Source organism: Gordonia sp. IITR100 (assembly GCF_002009645.1).
In the GTDB taxonomy this organism is placed as follows: Bacteria; Actinomycetota; Actinomycetes; order Mycobacteriales; family Mycobacteriaceae; genus Gordonia; species Gordonia hongkongensis.
In genome coordinates this window covers 146907-172868 of the sequence record NZ_MVKV01000008.1, presented here as the reverse complement: position 1 = coordinate 172868, position 25962 = coordinate 146907, and the positions used below count along the sequence as shown (strand labels likewise).

28 protein-coding genes, 4 tRNA genes and 2 riboswitches are annotated in these 25962 nt (G+C 68.4%); of the genes, 13 read left to right on the top strand and 19 right to left on the bottom strand.

Annotated features, from left to right (window positions below):
- Window positions 1–9: 9 nt before the first annotated feature.
- Window positions 10–951 (top strand): YhjD/YihY/BrkB family envelope integrity protein, encoded by a 942-nt coding sequence (locus B1818_RS13845; protein WP_078113078.1) that lies wholly within the window; start codon window positions 10–12, stop codon window positions 949–951.
- On the opposite strand, the gene B1818_RS13840 is transcribed toward B1818_RS13845, so the two are convergent.
- From B1818_RS13840 to B1818_RS13815, 6 genes are all read right to left on the bottom strand, one after another.
- On the bottom strand, window positions 948–1778 hold the full coding sequence (locus B1818_RS13840) for a DUF2786 domain-containing protein (protein WP_078113052.1): 831 nt from the start codon (window positions 1776–1778) through the stop codon (window positions 948–950). The two genes, B1818_RS13845 and B1818_RS13840, sit on opposite strands and share 4 nt — an antisense overlap.
- Before the next feature lie 10 nt (window positions 1779–1788).
- Window positions 1789–2490: a YoaK family protein gene (locus B1818_RS13835; RefSeq protein ID WP_078113051.1), complete on the bottom strand. Its 702-nt coding sequence runs from the start codon at window positions 2488–2490 to the stop codon at window positions 1789–1791.
- 50 nt (window positions 2491–2540) lie between these two features.
- On the bottom strand, window positions 2541–2999 hold the full coding sequence (locus B1818_RS13830) for a VOC family protein (protein WP_078113050.1): 459 nt from the start codon (window positions 2997–2999) through the stop codon (window positions 2541–2543).
- The gene (locus B1818_RS13825) at window positions 2996–3472 is read right to left on the bottom strand and encodes a helix-turn-helix domain-containing protein (protein WP_078113049.1); all 477 of its coding nucleotides are present in this window, start codon (window positions 3470–3472) and stop codon (window positions 2996–2998) included. The genes B1818_RS13830 and B1818_RS13825 overlap by 4 nt, the downstream gene beginning before the upstream one ends.
- A gap of 21 nt (window positions 3473–3493) precedes the next feature.
- Window positions 3494–3766 carry an excalibur calcium-binding domain-containing protein gene (locus B1818_RS13820; RefSeq protein WP_078113048.1) on the bottom strand — a complete coding sequence of 91 codons (273 nt, stop codon included), beginning with the start codon at window positions 3764–3766 and terminating at the stop codon, window positions 3494–3496.
- A gap of 150 nt (window positions 3767–3916) precedes the next feature.
- Window positions 3917–4309 carry a hypothetical protein gene (locus B1818_RS13815; protein WP_068971791.1) on the bottom strand — a complete coding sequence of 131 codons (393 nt, stop codon included), beginning with the start codon at window positions 4307–4309 and terminating at the stop codon, window positions 3917–3919.
- A gap of 126 nt (window positions 4310–4435) precedes the next feature.
- Here B1818_RS13815 and B1818_RS13810 point away from each other — a divergent pair, with 126 nt between their 5' ends.
- Window positions 4436–5320: an alpha/beta hydrolase gene (locus B1818_RS13810; RefSeq protein WP_078113047.1), complete on the top strand. Its 885-nt coding sequence runs from the start codon at window positions 4436–4438 to the stop codon at window positions 5318–5320.
- 2 nt (window positions 5321–5322) lie between these two features.
- Here B1818_RS13810 and B1818_RS13805 read toward each other — a convergent pair whose 3' ends face one another.
- A complete protein-coding gene (locus B1818_RS13805; RefSeq protein ID WP_078113046.1) occupies window positions 5323–6276 on the bottom strand; it encodes an L-lactate dehydrogenase in 954 nt (317 codons plus the stop codon).
- 150 nt (window positions 6277–6426) lie between these two features.
- Window positions 6427–6605, top strand: a riboswitch (cobalamin riboswitch).
- Between the two features lie 46 nt (window positions 6606–6651).
- On the opposite strand from B1818_RS13805, the gene B1818_RS13800 reads away from it, so the two are divergent.
- The 4 genes from B1818_RS13800 (at window position 6652) to B1818_RS13785 (ending at window position 11500) form a co-directional block, all read left to right on the top strand.
- Window positions 6652–7731, top strand: coding sequence for an iron ABC transporter permease (locus B1818_RS13800; protein WP_065629253.1), 1080 nt, complete (start codon window positions 6652–6654; stop codon window positions 7729–7731).
- Window positions 7732–7754: 23 nt separating this feature from the next.
- A complete protein-coding gene (locus B1818_RS13795) occupies window positions 7755–8561 on the top strand; it encodes an ABC transporter ATP-binding protein (protein ID WP_078113076.1) in 807 nt (268 codons plus the stop codon).
- Window positions 8562–8614: 53 nt separating this feature from the next.
- Window positions 8615–9652: an ABC transporter substrate-binding protein gene (locus B1818_RS13790; RefSeq protein WP_254859671.1), complete on the top strand. Its 1038-nt coding sequence runs from the start codon at window positions 8615–8617 to the stop codon at window positions 9650–9652.
- A 204-nt stretch (window positions 9653–9856) separates the two neighbouring features.
- Complete coding sequence (locus B1818_RS13785) at window positions 9857–11500, top strand: HNH endonuclease signature motif containing protein (protein WP_078113075.1); 1644 nt, start codon at window positions 9857–9859, stop codon at window positions 11498–11500.
- 70 nt (window positions 11501–11570) lie between these two features.
- On the opposite strand, the gene rplA is transcribed toward B1818_RS13785, so the two are convergent.
- From rplA to B1818_RS13730, 11 genes are all read right to left on the bottom strand, one after another.
- On the bottom strand, window positions 11571–12287 hold the full coding sequence (gene rplA / locus B1818_RS13780; protein WP_065629251.1) for a 50S ribosomal protein L1: 717 nt from the start codon (window positions 12285–12287) through the stop codon (window positions 11571–11573).
- Window positions 12288–12369: 82 nt separating this feature from the next.
- Window positions 12370–12804: a 50S ribosomal protein L11 gene (rplK, locus tag B1818_RS13775; protein ID WP_004021736.1), complete on the bottom strand. Its 435-nt coding sequence runs from the start codon at window positions 12802–12804 to the stop codon at window positions 12370–12372.
- Between the two features lie 74 nt (window positions 12805–12878).
- A complete protein-coding gene (nusG, locus tag B1818_RS13770) occupies window positions 12879–13757 on the bottom strand; it encodes a transcription termination/antitermination protein NusG (protein ID WP_078113044.1) in 879 nt (292 codons plus the stop codon).
- Window positions 13758–13827: 70 nt separating this feature from the next.
- Complete coding sequence (gene secE, locus B1818_RS13765) at window positions 13828–14301, bottom strand: preprotein translocase subunit SecE (protein WP_058253327.1); 474 nt, start codon at window positions 14299–14301, stop codon at window positions 13828–13830.
- 39 nt (window positions 14302–14340) lie between these two features.
- A tRNA-Trp gene (locus tag B1818_RS13760) sits at window positions 14341–14413 on the bottom strand.
- Window positions 14414–14635: 222 nt separating this feature from the next.
- Window positions 14636–16288 carry an ATP-binding cassette domain-containing protein gene (locus tag B1818_RS13755; protein ID WP_078113043.1) on the bottom strand — a complete coding sequence of 551 codons (1653 nt, stop codon included), beginning with the start codon at window positions 16286–16288 and terminating at the stop codon, window positions 14636–14638.
- A gap of 223 nt (window positions 16289–16511) precedes the next feature.
- Complete coding sequence (locus B1818_RS13750) at window positions 16512–17609, bottom strand: fused (3R)-hydroxyacyl-ACP dehydratase subunits HadA/HadB (RefSeq protein ID WP_065629247.1); 1098 nt, start codon at window positions 17607–17609, stop codon at window positions 16512–16514.
- A gap of 94 nt (window positions 17610–17703) precedes the next feature.
- Entirely contained in the window at window positions 17704–17871 is a 168-nt protein-coding gene (gene rpmG / locus B1818_RS13745; protein ID WP_045823858.1) for a 50S ribosomal protein L33, read from the bottom strand.
- Between the two features lie 93 nt (window positions 17872–17964).
- Window positions 17965–18038: transfer RNA gene (locus B1818_RS13740), tRNA-Met, on the bottom strand.
- Between the two features lie 21 nt (window positions 18039–18059).
- Window positions 18060–18132: transfer RNA gene (locus B1818_RS13735), tRNA-Thr, on the bottom strand.
- Between the two features lie 118 nt (window positions 18133–18250).
- Window positions 18251–18331: transfer RNA gene (locus B1818_RS13730), tRNA-Tyr, on the bottom strand.
- Window positions 18332–18486: 155 nt separating this feature from the next.
- Window positions 18487–18581, top strand: a riboswitch (TPP riboswitch).
- Here B1818_RS13730 and B1818_RS13725 point away from each other — a divergent pair.
- The 6 genes from B1818_RS13725 to htpX all read left to right on the top strand — a co-directional run bounded on the left by B1818_RS13725 (window position 18569) and on the right by htpX (window position 23472).
- On the top strand, window positions 18569–19294 hold the full coding sequence (locus tag B1818_RS13725; RefSeq protein WP_078113042.1) for a TenA family protein: 726 nt from the start codon (window positions 18569–18571) through the stop codon (window positions 19292–19294). Its footprint overlaps the riboswitch before it by 13 nt.
- Window positions 19291–20316 (top strand): ABC transporter substrate-binding protein, encoded by a 1026-nt coding sequence (locus tag B1818_RS13720; protein ID WP_058253355.1) that lies wholly within the window; start codon window positions 19291–19293, stop codon window positions 20314–20316. The genes B1818_RS13725 and B1818_RS13720 overlap by 4 nt, the downstream gene beginning before the upstream one ends.
- Entirely contained in the window at window positions 20291–21085 is a 795-nt protein-coding gene (locus B1818_RS13715; protein ID WP_078113040.1) for an ABC transporter permease, read from the top strand. The genes B1818_RS13720 and B1818_RS13715 overlap by 26 nt, the downstream gene beginning before the upstream one ends.
- Entirely contained in the window at window positions 21078–21905 is an 828-nt protein-coding gene (locus tag B1818_RS13710; RefSeq protein WP_078113039.1) for an ABC transporter ATP-binding protein, read from the top strand. Before B1818_RS13715 ends, B1818_RS13710 begins: the two co-directional genes overlap by 8 nt.
- A 51-nt stretch (window positions 21906–21956) precedes the next feature.
- The gene (locus B1818_RS13705; protein WP_058253332.1) at window positions 21957–22448 is read left to right on the top strand and encodes a YajQ family cyclic di-GMP-binding protein; all 492 of its coding nucleotides are present in this window, start codon (window positions 21957–21959) and stop codon (window positions 22446–22448) included.
- Window positions 22449–22614: 166 nt separating this feature from the next.
- A complete protein-coding gene (htpX, locus tag B1818_RS13700; RefSeq protein ID WP_078113074.1) occupies window positions 22615–23472 on the top strand; it encodes a zinc metalloprotease HtpX in 858 nt (285 codons plus the stop codon).
- Window positions 23473–23505: 33 nt separating this feature from the next.
- On the opposite strand, the gene B1818_RS13695 is transcribed toward htpX, so the two are convergent.
- The gene (locus B1818_RS13695) at window positions 23506–24522 is read right to left on the bottom strand and encodes a polyprenyl synthetase family protein (protein ID WP_068970024.1); all 1017 of its coding nucleotides are present in this window, start codon (window positions 24520–24522) and stop codon (window positions 23506–23508) included.
- 117 nt (window positions 24523–24639) lie between these two features.
- Between B1818_RS13695 and B1818_RS13690 the strand changes: the two genes are divergently transcribed.
- Entirely contained in the window at window positions 24640–25899 is a 1260-nt protein-coding gene (locus B1818_RS13690) for a geranylgeranyl reductase family protein (RefSeq protein WP_078113038.1), read from the top strand.
- Window positions 25900–25962 lie beyond the last annotated feature (63 nt).

Sequence of the window (25962 nt, the reverse complement as noted above, 5' to 3'; positions counted from 1 at the left end):
GGAGACTTCATGCGCCGTCCCGACCTCGATGCCGTACGCGAGCGCGTGATGCGGCTGCCCGGCGCCTCCCTGATGCTCCGCATCGTCATCGACATGGCTCGGGGCAATCTCACGGACCGGTCGATGACCCTGGCCGCGCAGGCCTTCACTTCGATCCTCCCGGTCGTGATCCTGGTGCTCACCCTGCCGGGCGCCAGCGTCGTCGACGACGCACTGACCCAGCTCGGTATCCCCGTCAGCAGTCTCGACACGCCCACGATCGACGACCCGACCTCGGCGACGACCTTCGGCATCGTCGGTGCGCTGATGACCATCGCCGGCGCCACCTCCCTGTCCCGTGCTCTCGGCCGAATGTATGTGTCGATCTGGGACGTCGCCAAACTGCCGTGGAGCAGCTTCTGGCGATGGGTCGTCGTCGTCTTCCTCATCCCCGCCGCGGTCACCGTGCAGGGTCTGTCCACCGGAGTGGAGGCCACCTCGCTGTTCGGCATGCACATCGGTGATCGGGGCGTCCTGGGAATCGGGCTCATCGTCGCCGTGACCCTGTTGATCTGGTCGGTCACCTTCACCGCGATCCCGCGGCTCCTGGTGTCGTCGCAGGTACCGATGAAGCTGCTCGTCCTCAACGGCCTCGGTACCGGCATCCTCATCACCGCCCTGCTCGCCGGCAGCCGCGTCGCACTGCCGACGCTCGCGGCGGGCACCATCCGCAGTTACGGCACCCTCGGTGTCGTCTTCGTCGCGATCAGCTGGCTGTTCGTGTTCGCACTCATCCTCGTCGTCACCGCCATCGTCGTGCACGCCGTGGCAACGGACGAGGGTCGTCTGGGCCGGTGGGTGCGGCGGTGGGCCGGCACACCGACACCGTTCGTCCCGCACCCGTCTGCATCCTGGTACGACCGGCCTCCCGGGAGTCCGGTGGACGCCCCGCCCACGCGCGTGGAGCCCTAACCCTCCAAAGCGCCACGCGCACCGTCGAACTCGCGGTCGGCACCGATCTTCGCGCGACGTCCCGCGCGGTCGCCGGCGCGGCGTGCGGCCTCCGAGTAGCCGGCCGAGGCGCTCGACGGACGCCACGTCCCGCGGGCGCTCGACTCGGTCCGGTAGAAGTCGGTGACCTCGATCTCCTTGTTGCGCAACGCGACCGCCGTCGAGCGCGTGGTCTCCCCGGAGTCGCGTTCGGCGGCCAGGGCCTCCGCACGCGCCGCGTCGCGGGCCTCGGCGAGACGCTTGCCGATGCGTTCGGCGAACGCCGACTGGAAGTTGAGCCGCGCCGTGATCGGCGACAACGGCTTCTCCTCGATCACCCGCCGGGCACGCCACCCGTTCCCGCGGGTGACGACCCGCGCGAACGTCTCGCCCTTGTAGGCACCCGACCGCAGGTAGGCGTCGCTGGCCGCGACCATCTGCACGATCAGCGACGTGTAGAGGGCCTCGCAGGCGTCGATGTCGGCTTCGTACCCGTAGGCGAGTACGAAGGTCGAGTTGCTCGCCACGTCGACGGTCACGTCGTTGGCGGCGGTGATGGCAACGAAGAGCTGCACATAGGTCCGCAGTCCGCGTTTGCCGGGCTCGCCGATCGCGATCTGTCGACTGATCGGGGTGACCTTCTTGCGCGCCGCGGGGTCGTGGGCCCGCGCCACCGCCAGATCGATCGACGACGCCGTCGCGAGCCGCTGGGCGGCCTGCATGAAGGTCTCGGCCTCGTGCTCGTTGTCGGTGTTCTCCGCTTGACGGAGAAGGGCGGAGATCCGGGTGAGCAGCTTGTCGTCGCGCATATGTTTCAGACTATCCAGCGGCCCGTTCGGTTCCATCTGAGCGCGAATTGCCCCGAGACAACGTCTCGGCAACCCGCAGGAGGAGGGTGCAGGCGGCGATCGCGACCCCGGCCCACAACCCGGCGACACCCCAGTGACGTTCTGCGAAACCGCCGCACACCGCGCCCAGGACGAACACCGGCCACATCCAGAACACCGCCAGCCACGCCCACGGTCGATCGGTACCCAGCGAGGCGACCAGCTCGTGCGCGGACTTCACCAGCGTGCCGGTGACGTACGTCAAGCCGCCCGGCACCGCCGACGTGTGCGACAGCGCCGAGTTGATCGCGCCGGTCGCCGTCGCCACCACGATCATCCCGGCCGTCGGCGACGCGGTCAGCGCGACAACGGTGCCGGCGAGAAGCGTCACCGTCACGGCCACGAGAACCCAGACCGGCGAGTGCTGTCCGCCCCAGCGACCGAGTGCCGCGCCGCCCACGGCCCCGCCGAAGAAGGCCGCGACGAGTCCGGCGACGATCGCGATCGTCGACCACCCGCCCGCGGCGGTCGACGCTCCCAGGATCGTCGAATTGCCGGACATGAACGCGACGAAGCTGCCCTTGAGCACGACGAACGCGATGGCGTCGACCAGCCCGGCCAGGAACAGCAACGCCGCCGCGATCGCGATGTCCGGGTGGTTGCTGCTCAGGTACTTGTCGAGTCGGACCGCCATGGGCACGAATCTAACGCCTGCGTGCCGGTCGGGATGGTCGGCGGACCAGGTCAATCGTCCGGTGCCCAGCAGGCGATGTCCTCGGCTCGGATCGGCCGGGCGGAGACGGCCCGCTGGGTCATTCGCAACGCATTGCCGAACGGGTCCCGGAACGCACAATCGGTGCCGTAGGGCTGGTCTTCGGGGTCCTGGGTGAACTCGACGCCGCGTGCGACGAGCGCCGCGTGGGTGCCGCGGCAATCGTCGGTCGACAGGATCGTCACCGGCATCGCCCCCTGCGTCACGAGGTCGCGGATCTTCGCGGCGGTCTCGTCGGAAAGCGCGGGCGGCCCGGGCTTCTCGAGCAGGATGAGCCGGTCGGGTTGACCGGGCGGCGCGATCGTCAACCACCGCATGAAACCCATGTCGACGTCGGTGTCGACCGTGAAACCGAGTGTGCCGACGTAGAAGTCGAGTGTGACGTCCTGATCGAGGACGTAGACGGAATGGATACCGATGCCGTTGATCATGCGCCCGACGATACGACCGGCGGCCCGGCCGGCGCTTCTCCGAAATCGCTCACTTCGGCCGCTCGCGGGACCCCGGTGGCAGCATCGCTCGGCCTGGTCCACTGGCGCACGAAGCAACCGGGAACGGGAATCGGAGCGACACGCTGCCGGTAGGCCGTGGGACTGGAGCCGACGATTCGGCTGAACGTCCGGCCGAACGTGCCAGGACTGTCGTAGCCGACCAGCAACGCGACGTCGAGCACCAGGACGTCGGTGGTCCGAAGGAGGGCACAGGCCCGCTCGATGCGCCGACGCTGCAGGTAGCGGTGCGGCGTCTCCCCGAACACGGCCCGGAACCGGCGGATGAAGTGCGACGGCGACATCAGCGAGATGCGGGCGAGCGTTGCGATGTCGAGGTCGTCGGCGTAGGAGCGGTCGATGGCGTCGCGCGCACGGAGCAACCGGCGGTTCTCGTCCTCGACCTGGGTGAACACGTCACCCAGTGTGACGCACGCTCAGTGCTTCTCGCAGGCGATGCCGTCCCCGTCGCGGTCGCTCTCGGAGTTCGCCTCGTACAGTTCGTCGTCGACGGTGAACGTCGTGACCGGCGTACCCGACGTCGAGTCGACGGCGCCGGTCTTCCCGACACCGTGCGGGTAGTCGCCGCGCAGTTCGGTGCAATTGGCGTAGTCGGTTGCCGCCGCGGCGGGTGCCGCCACCATCAGCGGAGCGATCGTCATCGACGCCGCGACCAGGAATCCGAGAACCATCTTTCGCGAGCAACGCATCGTGCTTGGCCTTCTTCGTAGTGTCCCCCGACACCTCAACGTGACGAAGTGACACTACGGGTTCCGGCCGGCGAAAAGCGCATGCGACGCGAAGATTGGTCCGGCCGACGGACACGCCATCGGCCGGACCTGGGATCGGAAGGCGCGGGGTCAGCGGCGGGGTTGCTCCTTGAGCAGGACGTTGCCGGTCGGGATGCCGCCGAGGATGTACGTCGTACCGGTGTAACCGTTCTTGGTACGCCGATACTCGACCCGTTGGTACCACTGCACGGGCGGGTCCGCGGTCAACGCGACGACGCCACCACTCTTCGTGTGCTGGATCTGCTGACGCGACAGATTCCACGGTCCGAGTCCGTAGTAGTCGGTGTACAACCCGTTGCCGATGACCCGGACGTTCGACTCCGGGGTCGGGATGACCCCGTAGATGAGCTGCTGATGTTTGTAGTTGCCCGGCTTGATCTTGGCGTCGGAATCACCCGCGCCCACGGCCAATCCGAATACTGCTGTTCCGGCGATCAACGCCCCCGCTATCAATCTCTTCACGACGGCAGACGCTAGCAGCGTCGACGTCGGGTTCCATCTCGCTTTCCACAGCCTGCCACGAGCCTGCCATTCGACAACGCGTATTGGTACAGTCCGGCCAGGCAACCACCGACAGCGGGGGAAACGATGATCAGGAACGACGTCGAGTTCGATTCGTCCGGGACGACATGCCGGGCCTGGTGGTACCTGCCCGAGGGAACCACTCCGGCGCCGGTCATCGTGATGGCGCACGGGCTCGGTGCGGTCCGGCGGATGCGCCTGGACGCGTTCGCCGAGCGCTTCACCGCCGCGGGATACTCGTGCCTGGTGTTCGACTACCGCCACTTCGGCGACAGCGACGGCGAACCGCGACAGCTGCTGTCCATTCGCCGCCAACTCGACGACTGGGCCGCGGCAATCGCCTTCGCCCGAACACTGAGCGGTGTCGACACCTCACGAATAGTACTGTGGGGCACCTCCTTCGGCGGCGGACACGCCCTCGTCGCGGGCGAACGCGACGGCCGGGTGGCCGCGGTGATCTCCCAGTGCCCCTTCACCAGTGGAATAGCCTCCACCGCTGCCCTGGGAGTGGCGTCCGGGGCAAAGGTGACCGTGCGCGCGCTCGCGGATCTGGCGGGTTCGGCACTGGGCCGTCCGCCGGTCACCGTCGGCCTCGCCGGTGCGTCCGGCTCGGCCGCCCTGATGACGGCACCCGACGCGGTGTCGGGATACCTGCCGCTGGTGCCCGACGACCTGGAGTTCATCAACGAGGTCGCCGCGCGGGTCGGTCTCGCCATCCCGCTGCACACGCCTGGTCGGGCATTGCGAAAGCTCACCTGTCCCACGCTCGTGTGCATCTGCGACGAGGACACCGTGGCGCCGGCCGGACCGACTGCCCGGTACACCCGCCGCGCCCCGGCAGCGCGAGTGATTCGTTATCCGGCAGGACATTTCGACATCTACGTCGGCGACGACTTCGAGCGGGTGGTCGCCGATCAGCTCGAGTTCTTGCGCGGGACCGTCCCCGTGTGACGTCAGAACCCGAACCGCGCCTGCATCCCGCGCAGCGTTTCCGCCGATGCCAGCAGACCCGCCCGCTCGGAGTCCGACAGCGGGACATCGAGGCGGGTCTGGGCACCACCGCGGTCGACGACGGTCGGCAACGAGAGGCACACGCCGTCGAGCCCCTCGATGCCGTCCGCCCTCGTCGACACCGGCAGCACCCGGTGTTCGTTGTTCAGGATCGCCTCGACGATGCGCGTCGAGGCCAGACCGATCGCGTAGTTCGTCGCCCCCTTGCCCTCGATGATGGTGTACGCGGCGTGCACGACCTCGTGGTGAATACGTTCGCGCGCAACGGCGTCCATCGCCGGACGGCCGGGCAGCGGCGTCCACGAGGTGAGCGGCACGCCCCCGATCGACGCCGAACTCCACAGCGGGATCTCACTGTCGCCGTGTTCGCCGACGATGTAGGAGTGCACGCTCTGCACCGCGACCCCGCAGTGCTGCGCGATCAGGAACCGCAGCCGGGAAGAGTCCAGCACCGTGCCCGACCCGAAGACCTGGTGCGGTGACAGCCCGCTGATCTCCTGGGCGGCGTAGGTGACGATGTCGACGGGGTTGGTGACCATCACATAGATCGCGTTCGGGGCCACCGCCAAGACCCCGGGGAGGATGGCGCGTGTCAGACCGATTGTGGCCTCGGCCAATTCGAGGCGCGACTGCCCGGGCTTCTGCTTCGCGCCGGCGGTGAACACGACGACGTCGGCGTCCGCGCACACCGACACGTCGTCGGATCCGATGATGTCCGCGCGGGGCACGAACTCGAGGCCATGCGACATGTCGAGCACCTCGGCGGTCACCTTGGCAGCGTTGATGTCGAGGAGGGCGATGGTCCGTGCGACACCTCGGATGAGGGACGAGTAGGCGATCGCGGTGCCCACCGCACCCGCCCCGATGATGGCCAGCTTCGTGTCTCGTACGTCCATCGCTTCACCGTTTCCGCGTCGGGTTCATCGATCGTCGGCACCCAGCGTAGGTGCTCGCGTGTCGGCTGTCCGGGCACCGTTGTCGCGCATCGTTGCGCCCAGAACCACGAACTGCGACATCTGACTCAGGTGTAGCGAATCGTTGTTGGTATGTTCAGCCCCGAGAACGGTCACACCCGCACACGTGGGTGTCAGGGAACCCGGTGTGAATCCGGGACTGGCGCGCAACGGTATGGGAGACGGATTCGGCGCGGACACCGGGGCGACCCGGGAAGGCGCCGGCGCCACGATCCCGAGTCCGATTACCGGCCGTTCTCGCTCGAGTCCATCGTGTATCTCGCGCACAGATACCCAGACCGATAGGCAGTACCACCCGTGTCCCGTCGTACCGACGGCACGACCGAGAGCGCGACCGCCCCGTCGGTCCGGCGACTCCCGTCGACGCCGCTAGCCGCAGTACTGTTCGTCCTCACCCTCCTCAGCATCGCCCTGGCCACCGCTTTCGGCGCGGAGACCATCCCCGTCGGCGACGTGTGGCACACCGTCGTCGGCCGGATGACCGGGGCCGAGCTCGACTCCGCGCACGCCGTCATCATCTGGGATCTCCGGTTGCCCCGGTCCGTGCTGGCCGCGCTGGTCGGAGCCGGGCTGGCGCTGGCCGGCGCACTCATGCAGGCCCTGGTCCGCAACCCGCTGGCCGAGCCGTATCTGCTGGGTGTGTCCGCCGGCGCGGCGGTCGGGGCCACCGCGGTGATGACCCTCGGCGTGCTCGCGGGACTGGGCGTCTGGGCGCTGTCCGGCGGGGCGCTACTCGGCGCGCTGGCCGCCACCGTCACGGTGTACCTGGTGGCCCGCGCCCAGGGCGGGCTGACCGCGCTGCGACTCATCCTGTCCGGGGTGGTGTTGTCCTCGGCGTTCATGGCGTTGTCGTCGCTGCTGGTGTTCACCGCCGCCGACCCGCACGCCGCCGACAACGTGATGTTCTGGATGCTCGGCAGCGTCGCGGGCGCCACCTGGGCGAAAGTGCAGATCGCCGGGGCGGTCGTGCTGGTCACCGTCGTGGCCATGCTCGCCATCCACTCGTGGCTCGATGCCTACGCAGCCGGCACCGACACCGCGACGTCGCTGGGCGTGCCGGTACGCGCGATGCGCAACGCGCTGTTCGGTGTCCAGGGTCTCCTGGTCGGCGTGCTCGTCGCGGTGGCGGGCGGCATCGGCTTCGTCGGTCTGATCGTCCCGCACGCGGCGCGACTCCTGGTGGGCGCCACCCACCGCGCGATGTTGCCGGTGGCGGTCTGCGGCGGTGCGCTCTTCCTGGTGTGGGTCGACGTGATCTCGCGGGTGGCGGCCGCACCGCGCGAGATGCCGCTGGGCATCGTGACCGGACTGATCGGGGCACCGATCTTCCTGTTCCTCATGGGACGACGCCAGTACGTGTTCGGGGGTGGCTCGTGACCGACCCCGCCCGCGCATCGTCGATGTCGTTGCGCGCGAACGCGCTTGCGTGCCGTCGAGGTGGCCGGGTCGTACTGCGGGATGTCGATCTCGCGGTCCCCGCCGGCACCCGACTGGCCATCGTCGGGCCCAACGGTTCCGGCAAGACCACCCTGCTGCGCACGCTGTGCGGTCTCGAACGCCCGGCCGCCGGCACCGTCGAGGTGAACGGAGACGACCTCCACCGCATCCCCTCGCGACGCCGCGCCATGTCGATGGCGGTGGTCGGCCAGGAGGAACAGCCCTCCGCGGAGCTGACGGTCGCCGAGGCGGTCGGCCTCGGCCGGACCCCGTACCGGTCGGCCTGGTCCACCGGGAGTTCCGACGACAAGACGGTGGTCGATCGCGCGTTGATCCAGGTCGGGCTCGACGGCTGGGGCACCCGCTCGTGCACCCAGCTGTCCGGCGGCGAACGGCACCGCGTCGTCCTCGCCCGCGCGCTCGCTCAGCAGACCCCGATCCTGGTGCTCGACGAACCCACCAATCACCTGGACGCCGCCTGGCGACTACGACTGATGGAGATCCTCGACGAACTCGACGCCACCGTGGTCGCGGCGATGCACGACCTCGACCTGGTGTTGCGTCACTTCGACTCCGTCGCAGTGGTTTCCGACGGTGGTGTCATCGTGCACGGACCACCCGTCGAGGTGCTGACGCCGGCTCTGCTGGCCGACGTCTTCGAGGTGTCCGGCACCGTCGTCGACCATCCATCGACGGGCCTGCCCCATCTGCTCCTGAACACTCCCACCACCACACCCGCCCCCAGCGCTCTGACGAAAGACATCCCGTGAGAGGACATCCTTTGACCATACGTACGTCCCGAGTCCACCCGACCGTCGCCATCGTGGCGGCGACACTGATCCTGGGAACTGCCACCGCCTGCGGTGCCGACAGCACCGCAGCGTCGGAAAGCACTGTCACCGTAACCAATTGCGGAGCCGACGTCGCCTTCCCGCAACCCCTCGACCGGTTGTTCGTCAACGACGGCGGCATGATTGCGATCGCACTCGCCGCCGGTGCCCGTGACAACATGGTGGCGGTCAGCGCGCTCGCCCGGGACAAGGACATCCTGCGGCTCGAGTACGGACCCCAGGTCGACACCCTGAACGAGGTCGCGACCGAACGTCCCACCCTCGAGAACATCGTCGCGGCGAAACCCCAAGTGCTGTATGCCGGATACAACTACGGCATGAGCGAATCGCGCGGGATCACACCCGAGATCCTCGCCGGACACGGCATCGACGTGTACCAGTTGTCCGAGGCGTGCCGGCAGACCGAGGGCGAGGCGCAGCGCGGCACCATGGACCCGTGGGTCGCGCTCGACACCGATCTGCGCAACATCGGCACCCTCACCGGCAATCCCGAGCAGGGCGCCGCCGCGGCCGACGAGGTGGCCGACCGCCTCGAGAAGCTGCGCGCCGCACCACAACCCGCCGCGAAACCGACGGTCTTCGTCTTCGACAGCGTCTCGGACACCATCTTCTCCTCCGGATCCTTCGGCGGCCCGCAGGGCATCATCGACGCCGCGGGCGCGCGCAACGCGACCGAGGACATCGAGGACACCTGGACCGCCGTGAGCTGGGAACGCCTCACCACCGCGGACCCCGACGTCATCGTGTTCGTCGACTATCCCGGCCAGTCGGTCGACGAGAAGATCGCCGCCCTGCGTTCCAATCCGGCGAGCCGGAACCTGAAGGCCGTGCGCGAGAACCGCTTCGTGAACCTGCCGTACGCGATGTGGGTGTCGAGCCCACTCAACATCGACGCCGCCGAGATCATGCGCGGCGTTCTCGAGAACCACGGCCTCGCACCGGAATCCGGTATCACCCCGTCCCTGGATGTCGCGCAATTGGACCTCGGGGGCAACAACTGGCTGGAGTGAGTCGCGGGACGCCCCGTTGAACACGTGGGGCCGCGGCGATCGTCATGCCGCCGCCCCACGGAGAAGTCGGTGGACCCCTACCACGAGGCACCGACAAGTTACCGGCTCCGAATAGCGTTGCACAACATCAGTTTTGGCTTGCAATGCGCTCGCACCGGTGTACACTCGAACGTACATTCGCGGCAACGGTTCTCGGGGGTGACCATGTCTGACGAACAAGCGTCGCGGCGACCGCGTGCCCTCGAGTTGGTGGCCGACCTGCACCGCACCCTCGACAAGTTGCAGACCGTGGACCTGTCACCGTGTACCGATGCCGAACTCGCTGAAGTGGCCGCGGAGACCGAACGCGCCATCGCACGTCTGACCGTCGCCGGTGACCGGCAGATCGATCAGGCCGTCGCTCGCGACCTGCCACGCAAGGCCGGCTGCCGCACCCTCATGCAGTACATGACGCACCAGCTACGAGTGTCGAACCCGATGCGGCGCCGTAAGCAGATGGACGCCACCGCCCACCGGACCAGCCTCGGTGGCGAGGTCCTCCCACCCGAGTACCCCTGCCTTGCGGAAGCTTTCGCACAGGGCGCAGTCGGCACCGCGCACGTGCAGGCCACAGTGGATGTCCTCGACCGCATCCCGGGCACCATCGACCACGACATCAAGGTCGCCGCCGAACGACAGATGGCCGAGATCGCCGAAGCCCACACCCCCGCCGAGATCACCCAACTCGGTGCCCGCCTGCTCGCCCACCTCGACCCCGACGGCACCCTGGCCGACGATTCGGAACGCAAGAGGCGCCGCGGCCTGTGGATCGGTCGGCAACGCGCTGACGGGACCGCAAAGATCTCGGGCACGCTGACTCCCGAACTCCACGCCCGGTTGTCGATGATGTTCGCGGTCTGGGGCAAACCTGGACTGAACAACTCCGACGACCCGCAGTCGCCACGCGGGCCGGCCGGCACCGCCGACCCCGACGCCCTGACCGCCGCAGCCGACCGCGACGGTCGCACTTTCGCCCAAACGAATCACGACGCGCTCGACGCCGCCCTGGCCGCAGGCTTCGCCGACGGAACACTGGGAACCTCGCACCGCGGCCTGCCCGTGCAACTGATCGTCAAAGCCGACCTCGGGGACCTGATCCGAGAAGCCGGACTCGCCACCACCGCCACCGGCACCCTGCTGCCCATCCGGGACTTGATCGCGATGGCCGGTGACGTCCAACCTTGGTTGGCGATCTTCAAAGACGCCACCGCTGTGCCGCTGCACTTCGGGCGGGGCAAACGCCTGGCGACCCGCGAACAGCGCCTCGTCTCCTTCGCCCGCCCCGACGGGGAAGTATGCTCGGCACCCGGCTGCGACCAGCCCGCCACCCAGGTCGAACTCCACCACGCACAACGGGACTGGGCCAAGGGCGGTCTCACCGACATCGATGATCTCGCCCCTGCCTGCCCCCGTCATAACCGGATGGTCGGCGACCAACCCGGCCAATACACGACCCGCATCGAACGGTCCGGACCCGACGAAGGCCGCTGCCTGTGGCGGTTGAACGTCGAACCCGGCGCCCCGCCCAACCCCGAACGCCTCAACCGCCGACCCGACATACCCCGGCGGTTCGCAGAACATCTGAACACCGTGCGCGACGAGATCCACGGACCTGCCACCAGGTCCGGCGATGACTCGCGCCCACACCAGTCGCGGCCCGATGCCGTCGGCTACGGCGACCGCGGCCGGCGCCTCGAACTCGCCTACCGAGAACTCGTCCATCCGCGAACACCGCCGGAGCACCTCACCACCCCACCGCTGACCCCGGTCGAAGCCGCACTCGCACGCATACTCACCGACCACGCGTGATTGCACACAACACGAGGGGCCCGGCATCGGAATGCCGGGCCCCTCGTGGGTGTCAGTGCGCCTGATCAGATCAGGCCTGCGGTGCCTCCGCGAAGTTGCGGGTGACCGCCGGGTCGACCGGGATGCCCGGGCCCGTCGTCGTGGAGACGGTGACCTTCTTGATGTAGCGGCCCTTGGCGGCCGACGGCTTGGCGCGCATGATCTCGTCGTAGGCAGCGCCGTAGTTCTCGGCCAGCTTGGCCGGGTCGAACGAGGCCTTGCCGATGACGAAGTGCAGGTTCGCAGCCTTGTCGACGCGGAAGTTGATCTTGCCGCCCTTGATGTCGTTGACGGCCTTGGTGACATCTGTGGTCACGGTGCCCGTCTTCGGGTTCGGCATCAGGCCGCGGGGTCCGAGGACACGCGCGATACGGCCGACCTTGGCCATCTGATCCGGGGTGGCGATCGCGGCGTCGAAGTCCAGCCAACCGCCCTGGATGCGCTCGATCAGATCCTCGGCGCCGACCTCGTCGGCACCGGCGGCGGTGGCCTCGGCGGCCTTGTCGCCGGCGGCGAACACGATCACGCGGGCAGTCTTACCGGTGCCGTGCGGCAGATTGACGGTGCCTCGAACCATCTGGTCTGCCTTACGGGGGTCGACGCCCAGCCGGATCGCGACCTCGACGGTCGCGTCGGTGTTCTTCGACGACGTGTCCTTGGCCAGCTCCACAGCCTCCAGCGGGCTGTACAGCTTGGTCTTGTCGACCTTCTCGGCCGCGGCCGCGTAGGCCTTGCTCTTCTTGCTCATTGCTCTGTTCCTTCTCCGCCGTCAGTCGGCGGGGTGTGTGGTGCGGGCCGAGCCGGCCCTCCCACGGTGATGATGAGGTCTGTCAGCCTTCGACGGTGATGCCCATGGACCGAGCAGTACCGGCGATGATCTTCGCGGCCTGGTCGATGTCATTGGCGTTCAGGTCTTCGGCCTTGGTCTTGGCGATCTCACGGACCTGGTCCATGCTCACCTTGCCGACCTTGTTGGTGTGGGGCTCGCCGGAGCCCTTCTGCAGGCCGGCGGCCTTCAGCAGGAGCTTCGCAGCCGGCGGGGTCTTCAACTTGAAGTCGAAGGAGCGATCTTCGTACACGAAGATCTCGACCGGGATGACGTTGCCGCGCTGCGACTCGGTCGCCGCGTTGTACGCCTTGCAGAACTCCATGATGTTCACGCCGTGCTGACCAAGCGCCGGACCCACGGGCGGGGCCGGGTTGGCCTGGCCTGCCGAGATCTGGAGCTTGATGATCCCGGCGAGCTTCTTCTTCTTGGGAGGCATCTTCTGTTCCTTGCTTGTTTCCTTGCGAATTCACGCCCGCTGGAGACGTGAAAGTTCTGGGTTGTGGTCCGGCCCTAGATCTTCTCGACCTGGTTGAACCCGAGCTCGACCGGCGTCTCGCGACCGAAGATCGACACGAGGACCTTGACCTTGCGCTGCTCGGCGTTGACCTCGCTGATCGACGCGGGCAGCGTGGCGAACGGGCCGTCCATGACGGTGACCGACTCGCCGACCTCGAAGTCGACCTCGATGACGTTCGACGCGGCAGCAGCTGCGGCCTCCACGCCCTCGGCAGCGGCACCGCGCGACGCGGCGGGCTTCTTGGCCTCGGTCCGCGGCATCAGGAACTGCAGCACCTCGTTGAGCGAGAGCGGCGACGGCTTGCTGGTCATCCCGACGAAGCCGGTGACACCCGGCGTGTTGCGCACGGCGCCCCACGACTCGTCGTTGAGCTCCATGCGGACGAGGATGTAGCCCGGCAGCACCTTGCGGTTGACCTTCTTGGGCTGGCCGTTCTTGATCTCGGTGACCTCTTCGGTCGGCACCTCGACCTGGAAGATGTAGTCGCCGACGTCGAGATTCTGCACGCGGGTCTCGAGGTTGGCCTTGACCTTGTTCTCGTAACCGGCGTAGCTGTGGATCACGTACCAGTCGCCGGGCGCGCGGCGGAGCTGCTTGCGCAGTTCCTCGACCGGATCGACCTCCGCCTCTTCAACCAGGGCCTCTTCGACAGGGGCCTCGTCAGCGGCGGCCTCGTCAACCGGGACCTCGTCGGCATCCTCGGAGACGGTGTCCTCGGCGGGGGCCTCGTCACCCTCGACGACCGCGTCGTCGGCGACCGCGTCACCCTCGGTGTCCACCGCGTCGGTCACGGCCGCGTCGACAGCGTCGACGTCGGCAGCAGCCACGTCGACGGAATCGGTCGAGGCGAGTTCGTTCTCCGGGGTGCTCACTGCAGCCCACGCTCCTTATGGTTCATCTGGCGGTCGTGTTCCTCGTCGCCGGCCGAGCCCACCGCGTGGGTCAGCCGAACAACCAGAGCACGCCCTTGGCGAAGGCGAGGTCGAGGCCGGCAATGAACGCGGTCATCACGATGACGAACACGAGCACGACGATCGTGTAGGTGATCATCTCGCGCCGCGTAGGCCAGATGACCTTCTTCAGCTCGGCGACGACCTGCGTCAGGAAGACCCAGATCCGTACGAACGGATTCCGGCTCTCCTCGGCAGACGCCTTCTTCTTGGTCTTGCGTTCCTTGACGGCGACGGACCCCGTGTCGGAGTCGGTGTCACCGTCGGTTGCACCCGCCGCCGAGCGACGTCCGCGAGCCGAGCGCTTACCGGACGGACGCAGCTCCTTCGCGGTTCCGGTCGACGTCTCGTCGTCCGTACCCGCGTCGGTGGCCTCGTCGCGACCGTCGAGCTCAGCCGCGGCCGAATCGGCCGCAGAACCCTCTGCGGCGTCTTTGGCGCGGGCGGCCCGGTCTCGCTTGCTCAACTTCGCGGTCCTCTCGTCAGCGTGTGCCCTTCACCAGGGCAGGGGCGACAGGACTTGAACCTGCAACCTGCGGTTTTGGAGACCGCTGCTCTGCCAATTGAGCTACGCCCCTTTGCGACGCCCGCCACCGGAGTGGTCGGCGTTGCCGTCCTTCTCGATCCGGCCTCGCGGCCCGTCGACGTTTCGTCGCCGACAAAACCAACGCGCCACCCTATGGGTAGCGCGCAAGTCTGAATCAATCAGACACTTCAGTGTAGATCACCGGGGCGGTGGACCCAAAACGGGCTCGCCTCCGCTCCCCCGACGACCGTACACCCGCCGCGACGGCTCACCGTCACGGTTCGCGTCCATCGGTGAGTTCGATGCGTGGCCACCCGTCGAGATCGTCTCGCATCTGCCGATCATGAGTGGCCACCACGACCGCGCACGCCGCGTCGGCGAGTCCGGCCGTCAGCTCGTCGACGAGGCCGGCCGAGAGGTGATTCGTCGGCTCGTCCAGGAGCAGGACGTCCGGCCGGGCGACCAGGCAGGACGCCAGGTGGAGCCGTCGCTGCTGCCCCTGCGACAACCGCGAGACCGGGGTGCGGGCGGCGTCCGCGTCGAGCAGACCGAGGCCGCGCAGCGACGGGGCGTCGGCGCCGCGCACTTCGAGCCGACGCCGCTGCTCGTCGTAGATCTCGTGCGCGGTCCGGTCGGGGTCCCACCGCGGGACCTCCTGCGTGAGGAAACCGAGGTGCGCACCGGCACGGACGTCGAGCCGGCCCTCGTCGGGCGGGAGCAGTCCGGCGAGCACCGCGAGCAGGGTCGACTTGCCGGTTCCGTTGCGTCCGACGAGAAGCAGGCGCGATCCGCCGACGATCGACACCGACACCGGCGTCTCGAGGCGGCCTGCGACGGTGAGGTCCCATCCGTCCACGAGCGGCGCCCCGGCGCGGGTGTCCGAACCCGGCAGGCAGAACTGGCCCGGCGGCACCGGCACGGTGATCCGATGTCTCTCCAGCTCGTCGACGCGACGGTTGAACAGTTGCACGGCTCCGCCGGCCCGGGTCGCCCGCTGATGCTTGCCGGTGCCCTTGTCCGGGGTCCAGTGGCTCTGCAGGCGCCCGCGGGCCGCGTCCGCCGCACGGATGAGTTCGGCGTGCGCAGCCTGCTGAGCGGCGTGATCTCGCTCCCAGCGCTCACGTTCGCGGCATCTGCCGACGACCCATCCGTCGTAACCGCCCCGGTATGTTCGCGGGCGTCCGTCCCGCGTCGGATCGAGGTCGATGAACTCGGTCGCGACGTCGCGCAGGAAGGCGCGGTCGTGACTGACGACCGCGACTCCGCCGGGGTGCGACCGCAGCCTGCGGGACAGAAAGGCCATCGACTCGGCGTCGAGGTGGTTGGTCGGCTCGTCCAACAGCAGCAGGTCGGTGCCGCCGCCCAGCACCACCGCCAGCCGCACGCGGTACCGCTGCCCCACCGACAGAGTCGACAAGGGGCGGTCCCGGTCGGTGCATGCCGCCATGCCGGCGAGCGCGATGTCGATGCGACGTTCGGCGTCCCACGCATCGAGCCGGGTGACCGACTCGAGGGCGGCGGCATAACCGTCGTCGGCACCCGGCGCTCCCTCGGCCAGCGCATCGGTAGCGGCGTCGAGTTCGGCCAGTGCTGCGAGCGAGTCCCCGACAGCGTCGGAGATCAGTTCCCCGACCGTGCGCGCGTCGCCCGTCGGCAGGTCCTGCTCGACCATCGCGACCGTGCCGGCGCGGGTGACGGTCCCGCCGTCCGGGATCACGGCGCCGGCCAGGACGTGGAGCAAGGTGGTCTTGCCGCGACCGTTCTCGCCGACCACCGCAAGCCTCGACCCCGCGGAGACGGTCACATCGACGTCGCGGAGGACCGTGCGCGGGCCTCGTACGACGCTCACGGCCTCGGCACGGACGTGGGCGGCCGAACCCGCCGGGAGTCGACCTTCGGATATGTGGGTACTGCGTTCAGCAGACATGGTGTGTTCTCAGCTCTTCGGTAGCCGATGAGACTGGGCTTCTCATCGGGTCGGGAGCCGGACAGCACGACACAGCCGTCCGGCGTCTGGACCGGGACGGCGTACGAGAACTACAGGTGGGAGCTCACAGGGAACTCGTCGCCGTCAGCGACGAGTCCAGAGCTTCAACGAGGCGATGCCGGAGTACATGGGTGGCGACCCTAGCAGCGACGATCACTCTCGATCAATTGAATTGGATGACGGCCTGCGCGCGTCCGAAGATGCGGCGATCGCCCTGCTTGGCGGTGATCGCGATGGTCCCGCGACGAGTTGCGGGATCGAGCGACTTCACCTTGCCGGTGAAGTCGACGGCCGCGCTGTCGTCGGCCGGGACGTACACCGGGCTGGTGAAGCGCACGTTGTACTCGCAGAAGGCCGCCGGGTCGCCGATGAACTCGGAGACGAAGCTCGCGCCGAGCCCCATCGTCTGCATGCCGTGCGCGACGACGTCGTCCATGCCGGCCGCGTTCACGACGTGGTCGGAGAAGTGGATCGGGTTGGGGTCGCCGGCCACGCCCGCATAGTTCGCGAGATTGCCGCGCGTCAGCAGGTACCGCTTGGGCGTGAGTTCCTGACCCACCGTGAGCGTGTCGAAGTCGACGGCACCGAAGGCGCCCGGCGACTGCGTCGGGTCGGGGAGGTCGTAGCGACCCGCCTTCGGCTCGACGGTGTGCCCGGATTCGCCGATGGCGTCGACCTTGATCATCACGTGGTCGAGTGACGCCTCGAGTTCGGGGTCGACGTCCATGCCGGGACGCGCGGCCAGAGAGGTCCACGTGGTCATGACCGGCTCGTCGTGCTGGTTCCAGATGACGTTCTTGGTGACCATCAGGTCGATCATCTCGGGACTGCTCACGTGCCGGAACGACTCGAGCGAGACGTCGCAGATCAGGCGGTCCCCGACCTTCATCGGCTGGTGGTAGACCAGCCGCTGGTCGGTCTGCATGATCTGCCACATGTCGTAGCCGGTGACGACGTCTTCGAAGAGCTTGCGCTGGGCGATGATCCCGAGCACCGACACGTAGGTGGGCGCGGCGATCAGGCGGTCGTGGCCGAAGGCCCGGGCGCCCTCCTCGCTCCAGTGGGTCGGGTGCGCATCCTGCACGGCCATCGCGTGCTTACGGATCTCCTCGCGGCCGATCTCGTAATAGTCGTCGACCGTGTAGTGGAAGCCGACGAGGCTCTGCGTGTGGGCGGCGATCTCGTCGGGGGTCGGCTTCGCGCCACCGTTCGACGCCTCGTCCGGACGATCCTGGATCTCGGCTCCGCTTACCTGTGACATTGAGCTCTACTCCTTCGGCCGACACAGCAAGACGGGCTGCCTCATCGAGAGGCAGCCCGCTGCTGGTGGTACTTCGAAACGGCCGACGACGGCGTCAGCGCGATTCCTTGTGCCCCTGATGCTTGCCGCAGTTCGGGCAGAACTTCTTGATCTCGAGGCGATCGGGATCGTTGCGGCGGTTCTTCTTCGTGATGTAGTTACGGTGCTTGCACACCTCGCAGGCCAAGGTGATCTTGGGGCGAACATCTGTTGAGGAGGCCACTTGATTGCCTTCTTTCGGGTGGTACGTGGTCGGGTTCGGAAGTTCCCTCAGGGCTTGCGACCCTTGCGCTCGGTTCCGGTCGGACCCGATGTGTAGCGGTGGAGGGACTCGATCCCTCGACCTCACGATTATGAGTCGTGCGCTCTAACCAGCTGAGCTACACCGCCCCGCGGACTTCTCGTCCAGCGAGCCCCCTGACGGAATCGAACCGTCGACCTTTTCCTTACCATGGAAACGCTCTGCCGACTGAGCTAAGGGGGCGTGCCCCGGGCGATTGTGCCCGAGAGCCTTAACGAGGTTACACACTCGCGTCTGCGCTAGACAAATCGCTGGTCGGAGACCGACTGTCGAGCAGTTTTCGCGAGAATGGACCACGCCGTGGCAGGTATAGGATTCGAACCTATGTAGCTTGCGCGACGGATTTACAATCCGCTCCCTTTGGCCGCTCGGGCAACCTGCCGTGCCGCTCTTCCGGCCACCGTGACGGCCGTACGAACAACGCCGTGAAGAATACAACGAACACCGCATCAACGCGCAAACCGGCTGGTCAACAGGCCGGGACATGGTCGTGGCACAGGCGTCCCACTGCGACCCCCACTCCTGCTACTGTGGCTGCGTTCTGACACGGGGTGCTCCGCGACGCGGGGCTGAGATGAGACCCGAGAACCTGTCCAGGTAATGCTGACGAAGGGATGTCATGTCTGTGCATGCGCACGTGCCGGTCTCCGGCCGTTTCTCCGACCACCTCTGGGAGGAGACGAAGGGGTTGCGGACGGCGATCGACGACCTCGAGTTCCTGCGGCGGCTCGGCGACGGGACGCTGCCACTCGAGGTGTTCCGCACCTACATGGAGCAGGACTCGCTGTACCTGGCCGGGTACGCGAAGGCCCTCGCCATCCTGGCGTCGAAGTCCCCCGACCCGCAGACCGCGGGGTTCTGGGCGAACTCGTCGGCCACCGCGGCCACCGTCGAGTCGGCGCTCCACGGCGACCTGCTCAACGGCGACCTGCTCAACGGCGGCCAACTGCCGCCGCGTGAGGGCGAACCCGAGCCGTCGCCGGCGTGCCTGGGGTACGTGTCCTACCTGACGGCCGTCGCCGCGACCGAGTCGTATGCGGTCGGCGCGGCCGCGGCCCTGCCCTGCTTCTGGATCTACGCGGAAGTCGGCCGGGCCCTGGCCGCGAGTGCCGCCCAGGTGCTCGCCGCCGACCCGAACCACCCCTACGCGCAGTGGGTGACCACCTACGACGCCCCGGAATTCCAGGAATCCGCCTCGCGGGCAAGGGAACTCGTGGACGAGGCCGCGGCGCACGCCGGCGAGCGGGAGCGGGCCGCGATGGCCACGGCGTTCACCGTCGCCACCCGGTTCGAGCTTCTGTTCTGGGACACCGCGCTGAACCCGCAACCGTGGCCCGCCGCATGAGCGCCCGCGCGCGCCGCCTCCTCACCGTGCTCGCCGCCGCGGTCGTCGCGTCGTCGGCGATCACCGCGTGCGGTTCGGGCGCCGGTTCGGACGGCAGCATCCGATTCGCGCTCGACTGGTCCCCGAACACCAACCACACGGGCTTGTTCGTGGCGCAGCAGCGCGGCTGGTTCGAGGAGGCCGGACTCGACGTCGAGATCCTGCCGTACAACAACACCGCCGTGGACACCATCGTGGACGCGGGCAACGCCGAGTTCGGGATCAGCACCCACAACTCGTCGACCTTCTCGCGGGCATCGGGCGCGCACACCATCTCCGTGTTCGCGCCGCTGCAGAAGTGGGCCACCGGCATCGGTGTCCGCGCCGATCGCCGCGACATCACGAGCCCGAAGGACCTCGACGGGAAGACATACGCCGGTTTCGGCGACCCGGGCGAGGAGAAGACCCTCGAGCAGGTGATCCGAAACGACGGCGGCACCGGCGAGTTCACCTCGGTGACCCTCGGAACCTCGGCATACGAGGCGGTCTACTCCGGTCAGGCCGACTTCACCGTCTCCTATCTCGCGTGGGAGGGCATCGAGGCCGAGCATCGCGGAACCCCGATGAGGTACTTCCACTACACCGACTTCGGATTCCCGGAGGCATACGCGATCGTCGTCGACGCCAACGAGGACTGGCTGGCGGACAACCCGGACCGCGCGGCGGCCTTCGTGACGGCGCTGCAGCGCGGTTACCAGGCAGCGGCCGACGACCCGGACGCGGCGGCCCGCGACCTCCTCGCCGCCAACCCCGGTGCGTTCAACGACGAGCAGTTGGTGTTCGAGAGCCAGCGCATGCTCGCCGGTCAGTACATGAAGGACGCCGACGGCCGGGTCGGGCGACAGACGCTCGAACAGTGGGCCGGGAACTCCGGGTTCCTGTACCGCAGTGGTCTGCTGACCGGCCCGGACGGGGCGCCGCTCACGACCGAGCCGGACTGGTCGACGTACTTCACCAATGACTACCTCGACACCCCTCGGTAGCACCGGCCTGCGTCGCATCGCGCCCGCGCTCGTCGCGGTGGTCGTCCTGGTGGCGGTCTGGCAGGTCTACGTCGACGTCAGCGGGATCCGGCCGCAGGTGCTGCCGTCGCCGTCGCGCGTCGTCGCGCAGGGTTGGTCGCACCGCGCGGAGATCGGGGTGCACGCCGCGGCGACGCTGCAGGTGACCCTGATCGGGTTCACGGTCTCAATGGTCCTGGCCTGGCTGCTGGCCATCGTCGTCGACTTCTCGCCGGCGCTGCGACGGGCGTTCGTGCCGTTGTTCGTCGCCTCCCAGACCCTGCCGATCATCGCGATCGCACCGCTGATGATCATCTGGTTCGGCTTCGGCCTGCTCCCGAAGGTGCTGGTCATCGCCCTGGTCACGTTCTTTCCGGTGGCGATCGGCCTGATCGAGGGATTCGCCGCCACCGACCGCGAGGCCGGCGCGCTGATGCGCAGCATGGGGGCCACCCGCCGCCAGGTCTTCCGCTACGTGCGGCTCCCGTCCGCGCTACCGAGGTTCTTCACCGCGTTGCGGATCGGCATCACCTATGCGGTGGTGGGCGCCGTGTTCGCCGAGTACGTCGGCGCCACCCAGGGGCTCGGCATCTACATGAGCCTGCAGAAGAACTCGTTCCGCACGGACCTGGTGCTCGCGGCCGTGCTGGTGACCGCGCTCCTGAGCGTCACGCTGTACCTGCTCACCTTCGCCGTCGAGCGGATCGTCGCGCCCTGGGCCCGCGCCGAGGACCGGAACCACCATGACTGACCACCGGCTGGTCCCGGACCACCGACTTGTCGTCGACCGGCTCACCAAGTCCTTTCCCCGACCCGGACGCGGACAACCTCGCCGGGAGGTCCTCGACGGGGTGTCGTTCACCGCCGAGCCCGGCGAGTTCGTCTCCGTCATCGGGCCCAGCGGATGCGGCAAGAGCACCGTCTTCGGCCTGCTGGCCGGACTCGACGTCCCCGATTCCGGCAGCGCGTCCGTCGGCTCCGAACCCGCCGTCGCCGGACACTGCGCGTACATGCCACAGAAGGACCTGCTGTTCCCGTGGCGCACCGTGCTGGACAACACCATCCTCGGCCTCCAGGTGCAGGGCGTGCCGACGAAGGAGGCCCGACGCCGGGCCGCGGACCTCTTCCCCGCCTTCGGACTCGCCGGATTCGAAGACGCCCGCCCGTTCCAGCTGTCCGGCGGGATGCGACAGCGCGCCGCACTCCTGCGCACCGTCGTCTCGAATCGCGACCTGGTGCTGCTCGATGAGCCGTTCGGCGCCCTCGACTCACTCACCCGGACCGAGATGCAGACGTGGTTGCAGTCGGTGTGGCAGCGCTATCGGTGGACGGTGCTGATGATCACCCACGACGTCCGCGAGGCCGTCCACCTCTCGGACCGCGTGATCGTGCTGTCCGCCCGCCCGGCCACCGTGGTCCACGAGGTGCGTGTCGACCTCCCGCGCCCGCGCGATCCGGCGGGGCTCACCGCTCCCGAGTTCGTCGCCCTCGAGCGAGAACTGCTCGAGGTGCTCCACGACGAGTCACGTCGTGCCCTCGCCGAGCAGGCACAGCGTCGGACGTCCCGGTAGACCCCCGCGGCCGCCCACTTGCGCTGATCGCCATGACATACCCTGTCGGACATGGCTGATTCATCGTTCGACGTGGTGAGCAAGGTCGACCGGCAAGAGGTCGACAACGCCCTGAACCAGGCTGCCAAGGAGTTGTCGCAGCGGTACGACTTCCGCGGCACCAACACCGGCATCGAGTGGTCCGGCGAGGAGAACATCGTGATCACCTCGGACGCCGAGGAGCGCGCACAGGCGGGCCTCGAGGTGTTCAAGGAGAAGCTGATCCGACGCGACATCTCGCTGAAGGCCTTCGACGCCGGCGAGGTCGTCGGCTCGGGCAAGACCTTCAAGATCACCGGCTCGCTGGTGCAGGGCATCGACTCCGAGCACGCCAAGAAGATCTCCAAGAAGATCCGCGACGAGGGGCCGAAGGGCGTCAAGGCGCAGATCCAGGGCGACGAGCTGCGCGTGTCGAGCAAGAAGCGCGACGACCTGCAGGCCGTCATCTCACTGCTCAAGGGCGAGGACTTCGGTATCGCCCTGCAGTTCGTCAACTACCGCTGACCCGCCCGGTCGGTGGGTCGGCGGCACCGAACCCCGACCGTCGGAAACCCAGACGGGCGCTGCGTCGTTTGACCGGATGAGGCGCCTGCACTCCGCGGCCGGCACCGGGTTCGCCCGGGCCGCCCGCGGAGCCCGAGACCCGCGGCGCCGGACAGACGAGGACCCGATGCATTTCAACGGATTGAAGACGGCGGCTCTGCTGGGTCTGATGTCGGCGATCATCGTCGGCATCGGCGCACTGTTCCAGAGCCCGCTGATCCTGTGGGGATCGGTGATCGTCGCCGTCGGCATGAACGCCTACGTCTACTTCAACAGCGCCAAGATGTCGCTGAAGGCGATGCACGCGCAACCGGTCACCGAACTGCAGGCACCGGTCATGTACCGGATCGTGCGTGAGCTGGCGACCACGGCACACCAGCCGATGCCCGCCCTCTACATCTCCCCCACCGAGTCGCCCAACGCGTTTGCGACCGGCCGCAACCCGAAGAACGCCGCGGTGTGTTGCACCACCGGCATCCTGCACCTGCTCGACGAGCGCGAGCTGCGCGCCGTGCTGGGCCACGAGCTGTCCCACGTGTACAACCGCGACATCCTCATCAGCTCGATCGCCGGCGCGATGGCGGCGGTGATCAGCGGCCTGGCCAACTTCGCGATGTTCATGGGCGCGTTCGGCGGGCGGGACAACGCGCCGAACCCGCTGGCGATGCTGCTCATCGCGCTGCTGGGACCGATCGCGGCCACCCTGGTGAAGCTGGCCGTCTCCCGCTCACGCGAGTTCCAGGCCGACCAGTCCGGGGCCGAACTCACCGGGGATCCGCTCGCACTCGCATCAGCGCTGGCGAAGATCTCCGGCGGGGTGCAGGCCGCGCCGCTGCCGCCGCAGCCCGACATCGCGGCCCAGTCGCACATGATGATCGAGAGCCCGTTCCGCACGACCGACCGAATGGCCAAGATGTTCGCCACCCACCCGCCGACCGCGGAACGCATCCGCCGCCTGCAGGAGATGGCCCGCGACGGTCGCTGAGCCGGCTGAGCAGAGATCCTGCCGGTCGACCCCTCAGCCCACGCGTTCGATCGTGTAGTCCACGAGCGACGCCAGGGCACGGTGGGCCGGCGACTCGGGGAGTTCGGCCAGCATCGCGTGCGCCTCGTCGGCGAACTCCTGCAACTTCGCCCGGGCGGCGGTCATACCCGCCGACGAACCGAGCAGTTCGATCGCCTCGGCGACCTCGGCGTCGTCGGTGAGCGGCCGGGCGGCGCCGTCGGCGGCCACCAGGAGTTCGCGCAACCGGGCCGACGTCGCGTCGTCGCCCGTGAGCGCGTACAGGACCGGCAGCGTGTGGACGCCTTCGCGAAGGTCGGTACCCGGGGTCTTGCCCGACTCCACCGACACCGAGCTGATGTCGATGATGTCGTCGGACACCTGGAAGGCGACTCCCACGATGTCGCCGATGCGGGAGAGCCGCTCGATGTCGTCGGGCTCGGCCCCGGAGGCCATCGCGCCGAAGCGGGCGGCGGCGGCGATCAGCGAGCCGGTCTTCTCCCAGACGACCTGCAGGTAGTGCTCGATGGGGTCGGCGCCGGGTTTGACCCCGACCGTCTCCCGCATCTGGCCGGTGACGAGTTCGGCGAACGTCTCGGCGATGATGCGCACCGCCTCGGGGCCCAGCGTCGAGACGAGTCGCGAGGCGCGCGCGAACAGGAAGTCACCGGACAGGATGGCCACGCTGTTCGTCCAGCGCGCGTTGGCACTCGCCGCACCGCGGCGCATCGCGGCCTCGTCCATCACGTCGTCGTGATAGAGCGTGGCGAGGTGGATCATCTCCACCACCGTCGCCGAGGTGATGACATCGTCGGAATCCGGGCGCGGACCGAACCGGGCCGCCAGGATCGCGAACATGGGCCGGAACCGTTTGCCACCGGCCTTCGCGAGGTGGGTCGCCGCCTCGGTCATGACCTCGTCACCCGACGAGAGTTCGGCGAGCAACAGATCCTCGACCCGCTGCAGCGATGAGCGCACCGTATCGGCGAACTCATCCGACACCAGGTCAACCCCGGCGAATGTGGACTTCACGGAAACGCGGCCCCATCTCGTCTGATCCGGCAACTACTCGACGGCGGACACGCGACTGCCGCGTAGACCCCACCTGCTGCGAGCCTAGCCCGTCGGGGGTCCGGACATACTGGTCGGGTGAGCACGGACACGACGCCTCCTTTCCCCGATTCCGCCGATGTCCTCGTCGTCGGTGCCGGACCGGGTGGATCGGCGGCGGCCGCCCATGCCGTCGCCGCCGGCCGGGACGTGGTCCTCGCCGACGCCGCGGTGTTCCCGCGCGACAAGACGTGTGGCGACGGCCTCACGCCGCGGGCCGTCGCCGAACTCGACGCGCTGGGGCTCGGCGCACTCCTCGACGATCGTCCGCGCATCGACGGACTCCTGCTCAACGGCTGGGGCGCACGCCAGCAGGTCCGGTGGCCCTCCGGCCGGTTCCCCGCCTACGGCAGCGCGGTGGCACGCACCGAGTTCGACGACGCCATCCGTACGCATGCGGTGTCGGTGGGAGCGCGAATGATCGAGGGCGCCAAGGCCATCGGCGTCGAGATGGACGGTGACCGGGTGGGCGCGGTGACCTTCGCGACGCCGGCGGGCACACACACGATGCGGGTCACCGACCTCGTCGTCGCCGACGGCGTCCGTTCGGGAATCGGCAAATCGCTGGGGCGGCAATGGCATCGGGACACCGCCTACGGAGTCGCCGCCCGGGCGTACGCACCGTCGGCACGCGCCGACTCGCACTGGATGGGGTCGCACCTCGAACTCCGGGGACCCGACGACGCACTGCTGCCCGGGTACGGCTGGGTCTTCCCCCTCGGGTCGGCCGGGGGCGGACAGGTCAACGTCGGCGTGGGCGCGCTCGCGACGTCGAAACGCCCGGCGCACATGGCACTTCGACCGATCCTCGAGCACTACGCCGCGATGGTGCGCGACGAGTGGGCTCTCGACGGCCCACCCGTCCGGATCACGTCCGCCCTGCTGCCCATGGGTGGTGCGGTGTCCGGTGTCGCGGGGCGCAACTGGATGCTGATCGGCGACGCCGCCGCGTGCGTCAATCCGCTCAACGGCGAGGGCATCGACTACGCCCTGGAGACCGCCCGGCTCGCCGTCGAACTCCTCGGCACGGACGACTACACCGACCGGTGGCGCGATGTGCTGGTGGAGCACTACGGGCTCGCGTTCTCTGCCGCCCGCCGTCTCGCCGGCCTGCTCACCATGCCCAAGACCGTCCCCACCCTGGGCCGGCCCGGCATCCGGTCGCCGCAACTGATGTCCATGGTGGTGCGGGTCATGGGCAACCTGATCACCGCCGAGGATGCCGACCTCGTGGCCCGGGCCTGGCGCACCGCCGGGCGGATCTCCCGGCAGGTCGACCCGCGCCCGCCCTTCTCGTGAGAGGGGCCGCCGGGCCGCCAACCCGGTGGCGCTTTGAGACGATCGGGCTGTAGTGTTCCAACA

Coding starts and splice junctions, on each gene's coding strand:
- B1818_RS13845 (WP_078113078.1), top strand. CDS start 10: ATGCGCCGTCCCGACCTCGATGCCGTACGCGAGCGCGTGATGCGGCTG.
- B1818_RS13830 (WP_078113050.1), bottom strand. CDS start 2,999: ATGATCAACGGCATCGGTATCCATTCCGTCTACGTCCTCGATCAGGAC.
- B1818_RS13720 (WP_058253355.1), top strand. CDS start 19,291: ATGAGCGCCCGCGCGCGCCGCCTCCTCACCGTGCTCGCCGCCGCGGTC.
- B1818_RS13805 (WP_078113046.1), bottom strand. CDS start 6,276: ATGGACGTACGAGACACGAAGCTGGCCATCATCGGGGCGGGTGCGGTG.
- B1818_RS13785 (WP_078113075.1), top strand. CDS start 9,857: ATGTCTGACGAACAAGCGTCGCGGCGACCGCGTGCCCTCGAGTTGGTG.
- rplA (WP_065629251.1), bottom strand. CDS start 12,287: ATGAGCAAGAAGAGCAAGGCCTACGCGGCCGCGGCCGAGAAGGTCGAC.
- B1818_RS13715 (WP_078113040.1), top strand. CDS start 20,291: ATGACTACCTCGACACCCCTCGGTAGCACCGGCCTGCGTCGCATCGCG.
- htpX (WP_078113074.1), top strand. CDS start 22,615: ATGCATTTCAACGGATTGAAGACGGCGGCTCTGCTGGGTCTGATGTCG.
- B1818_RS13710 (WP_078113039.1), top strand. CDS start 21,078: ATGACTGACCACCGGCTGGTCCCGGACCACCGACTTGTCGTCGACCGG.
- B1818_RS13820 (WP_078113048.1), bottom strand. CDS start 3,766: ATGCGTTGCTCGCGAAAGATGGTTCTCGGATTCCTGGTCGCGGCGTCG.
- B1818_RS13810 (WP_078113047.1), top strand. CDS start 4,436: ATGATCAGGAACGACGTCGAGTTCGATTCGTCCGGGACGACATGCCGG.
- B1818_RS13725 (WP_078113042.1), top strand. CDS start 18,569: ATGTCTGTGCATGCGCACGTGCCGGTCTCCGGCCGTTTCTCCGACCAC.
- B1818_RS13795 (WP_078113076.1), top strand. CDS start 7,755: ATGTCGTTGCGCGCGAACGCGCTTGCGTGCCGTCGAGGTGGCCGGGTC.
- B1818_RS13840 (WP_078113052.1), bottom strand. CDS start 1,778: ATGCGCGACGACAAGCTGCTCACCCGGATCTCCGCCCTTCTCCGTCAA.
- B1818_RS13705 (WP_058253332.1), top strand. CDS start 21,957: ATGGCTGATTCATCGTTCGACGTGGTGAGCAAGGTCGACCGGCAAGAG.
- B1818_RS13835 (WP_078113051.1), bottom strand. CDS start 2,490: ATGGCGGTCCGACTCGACAAGTACCTGAGCAGCAACCACCCGGACATC.
- B1818_RS13750 (WP_065629247.1), bottom strand. CDS start 17,609: ATGTCACAGGTAAGCGGAGCCGAGATCCAGGATCGTCCGGACGAGGCG.
- B1818_RS13755 (WP_078113043.1), bottom strand. CDS start 16,288: ATGTCTGCTGAACGCAGTACCCACATATCCGAAGGTCGACTCCCGGCG.
- rplK (WP_004021736.1), bottom strand. CDS start 12,804: ATGCCTCCCAAGAAGAAGAAGCTCGCCGGGATCATCAAGCTCCAGATC.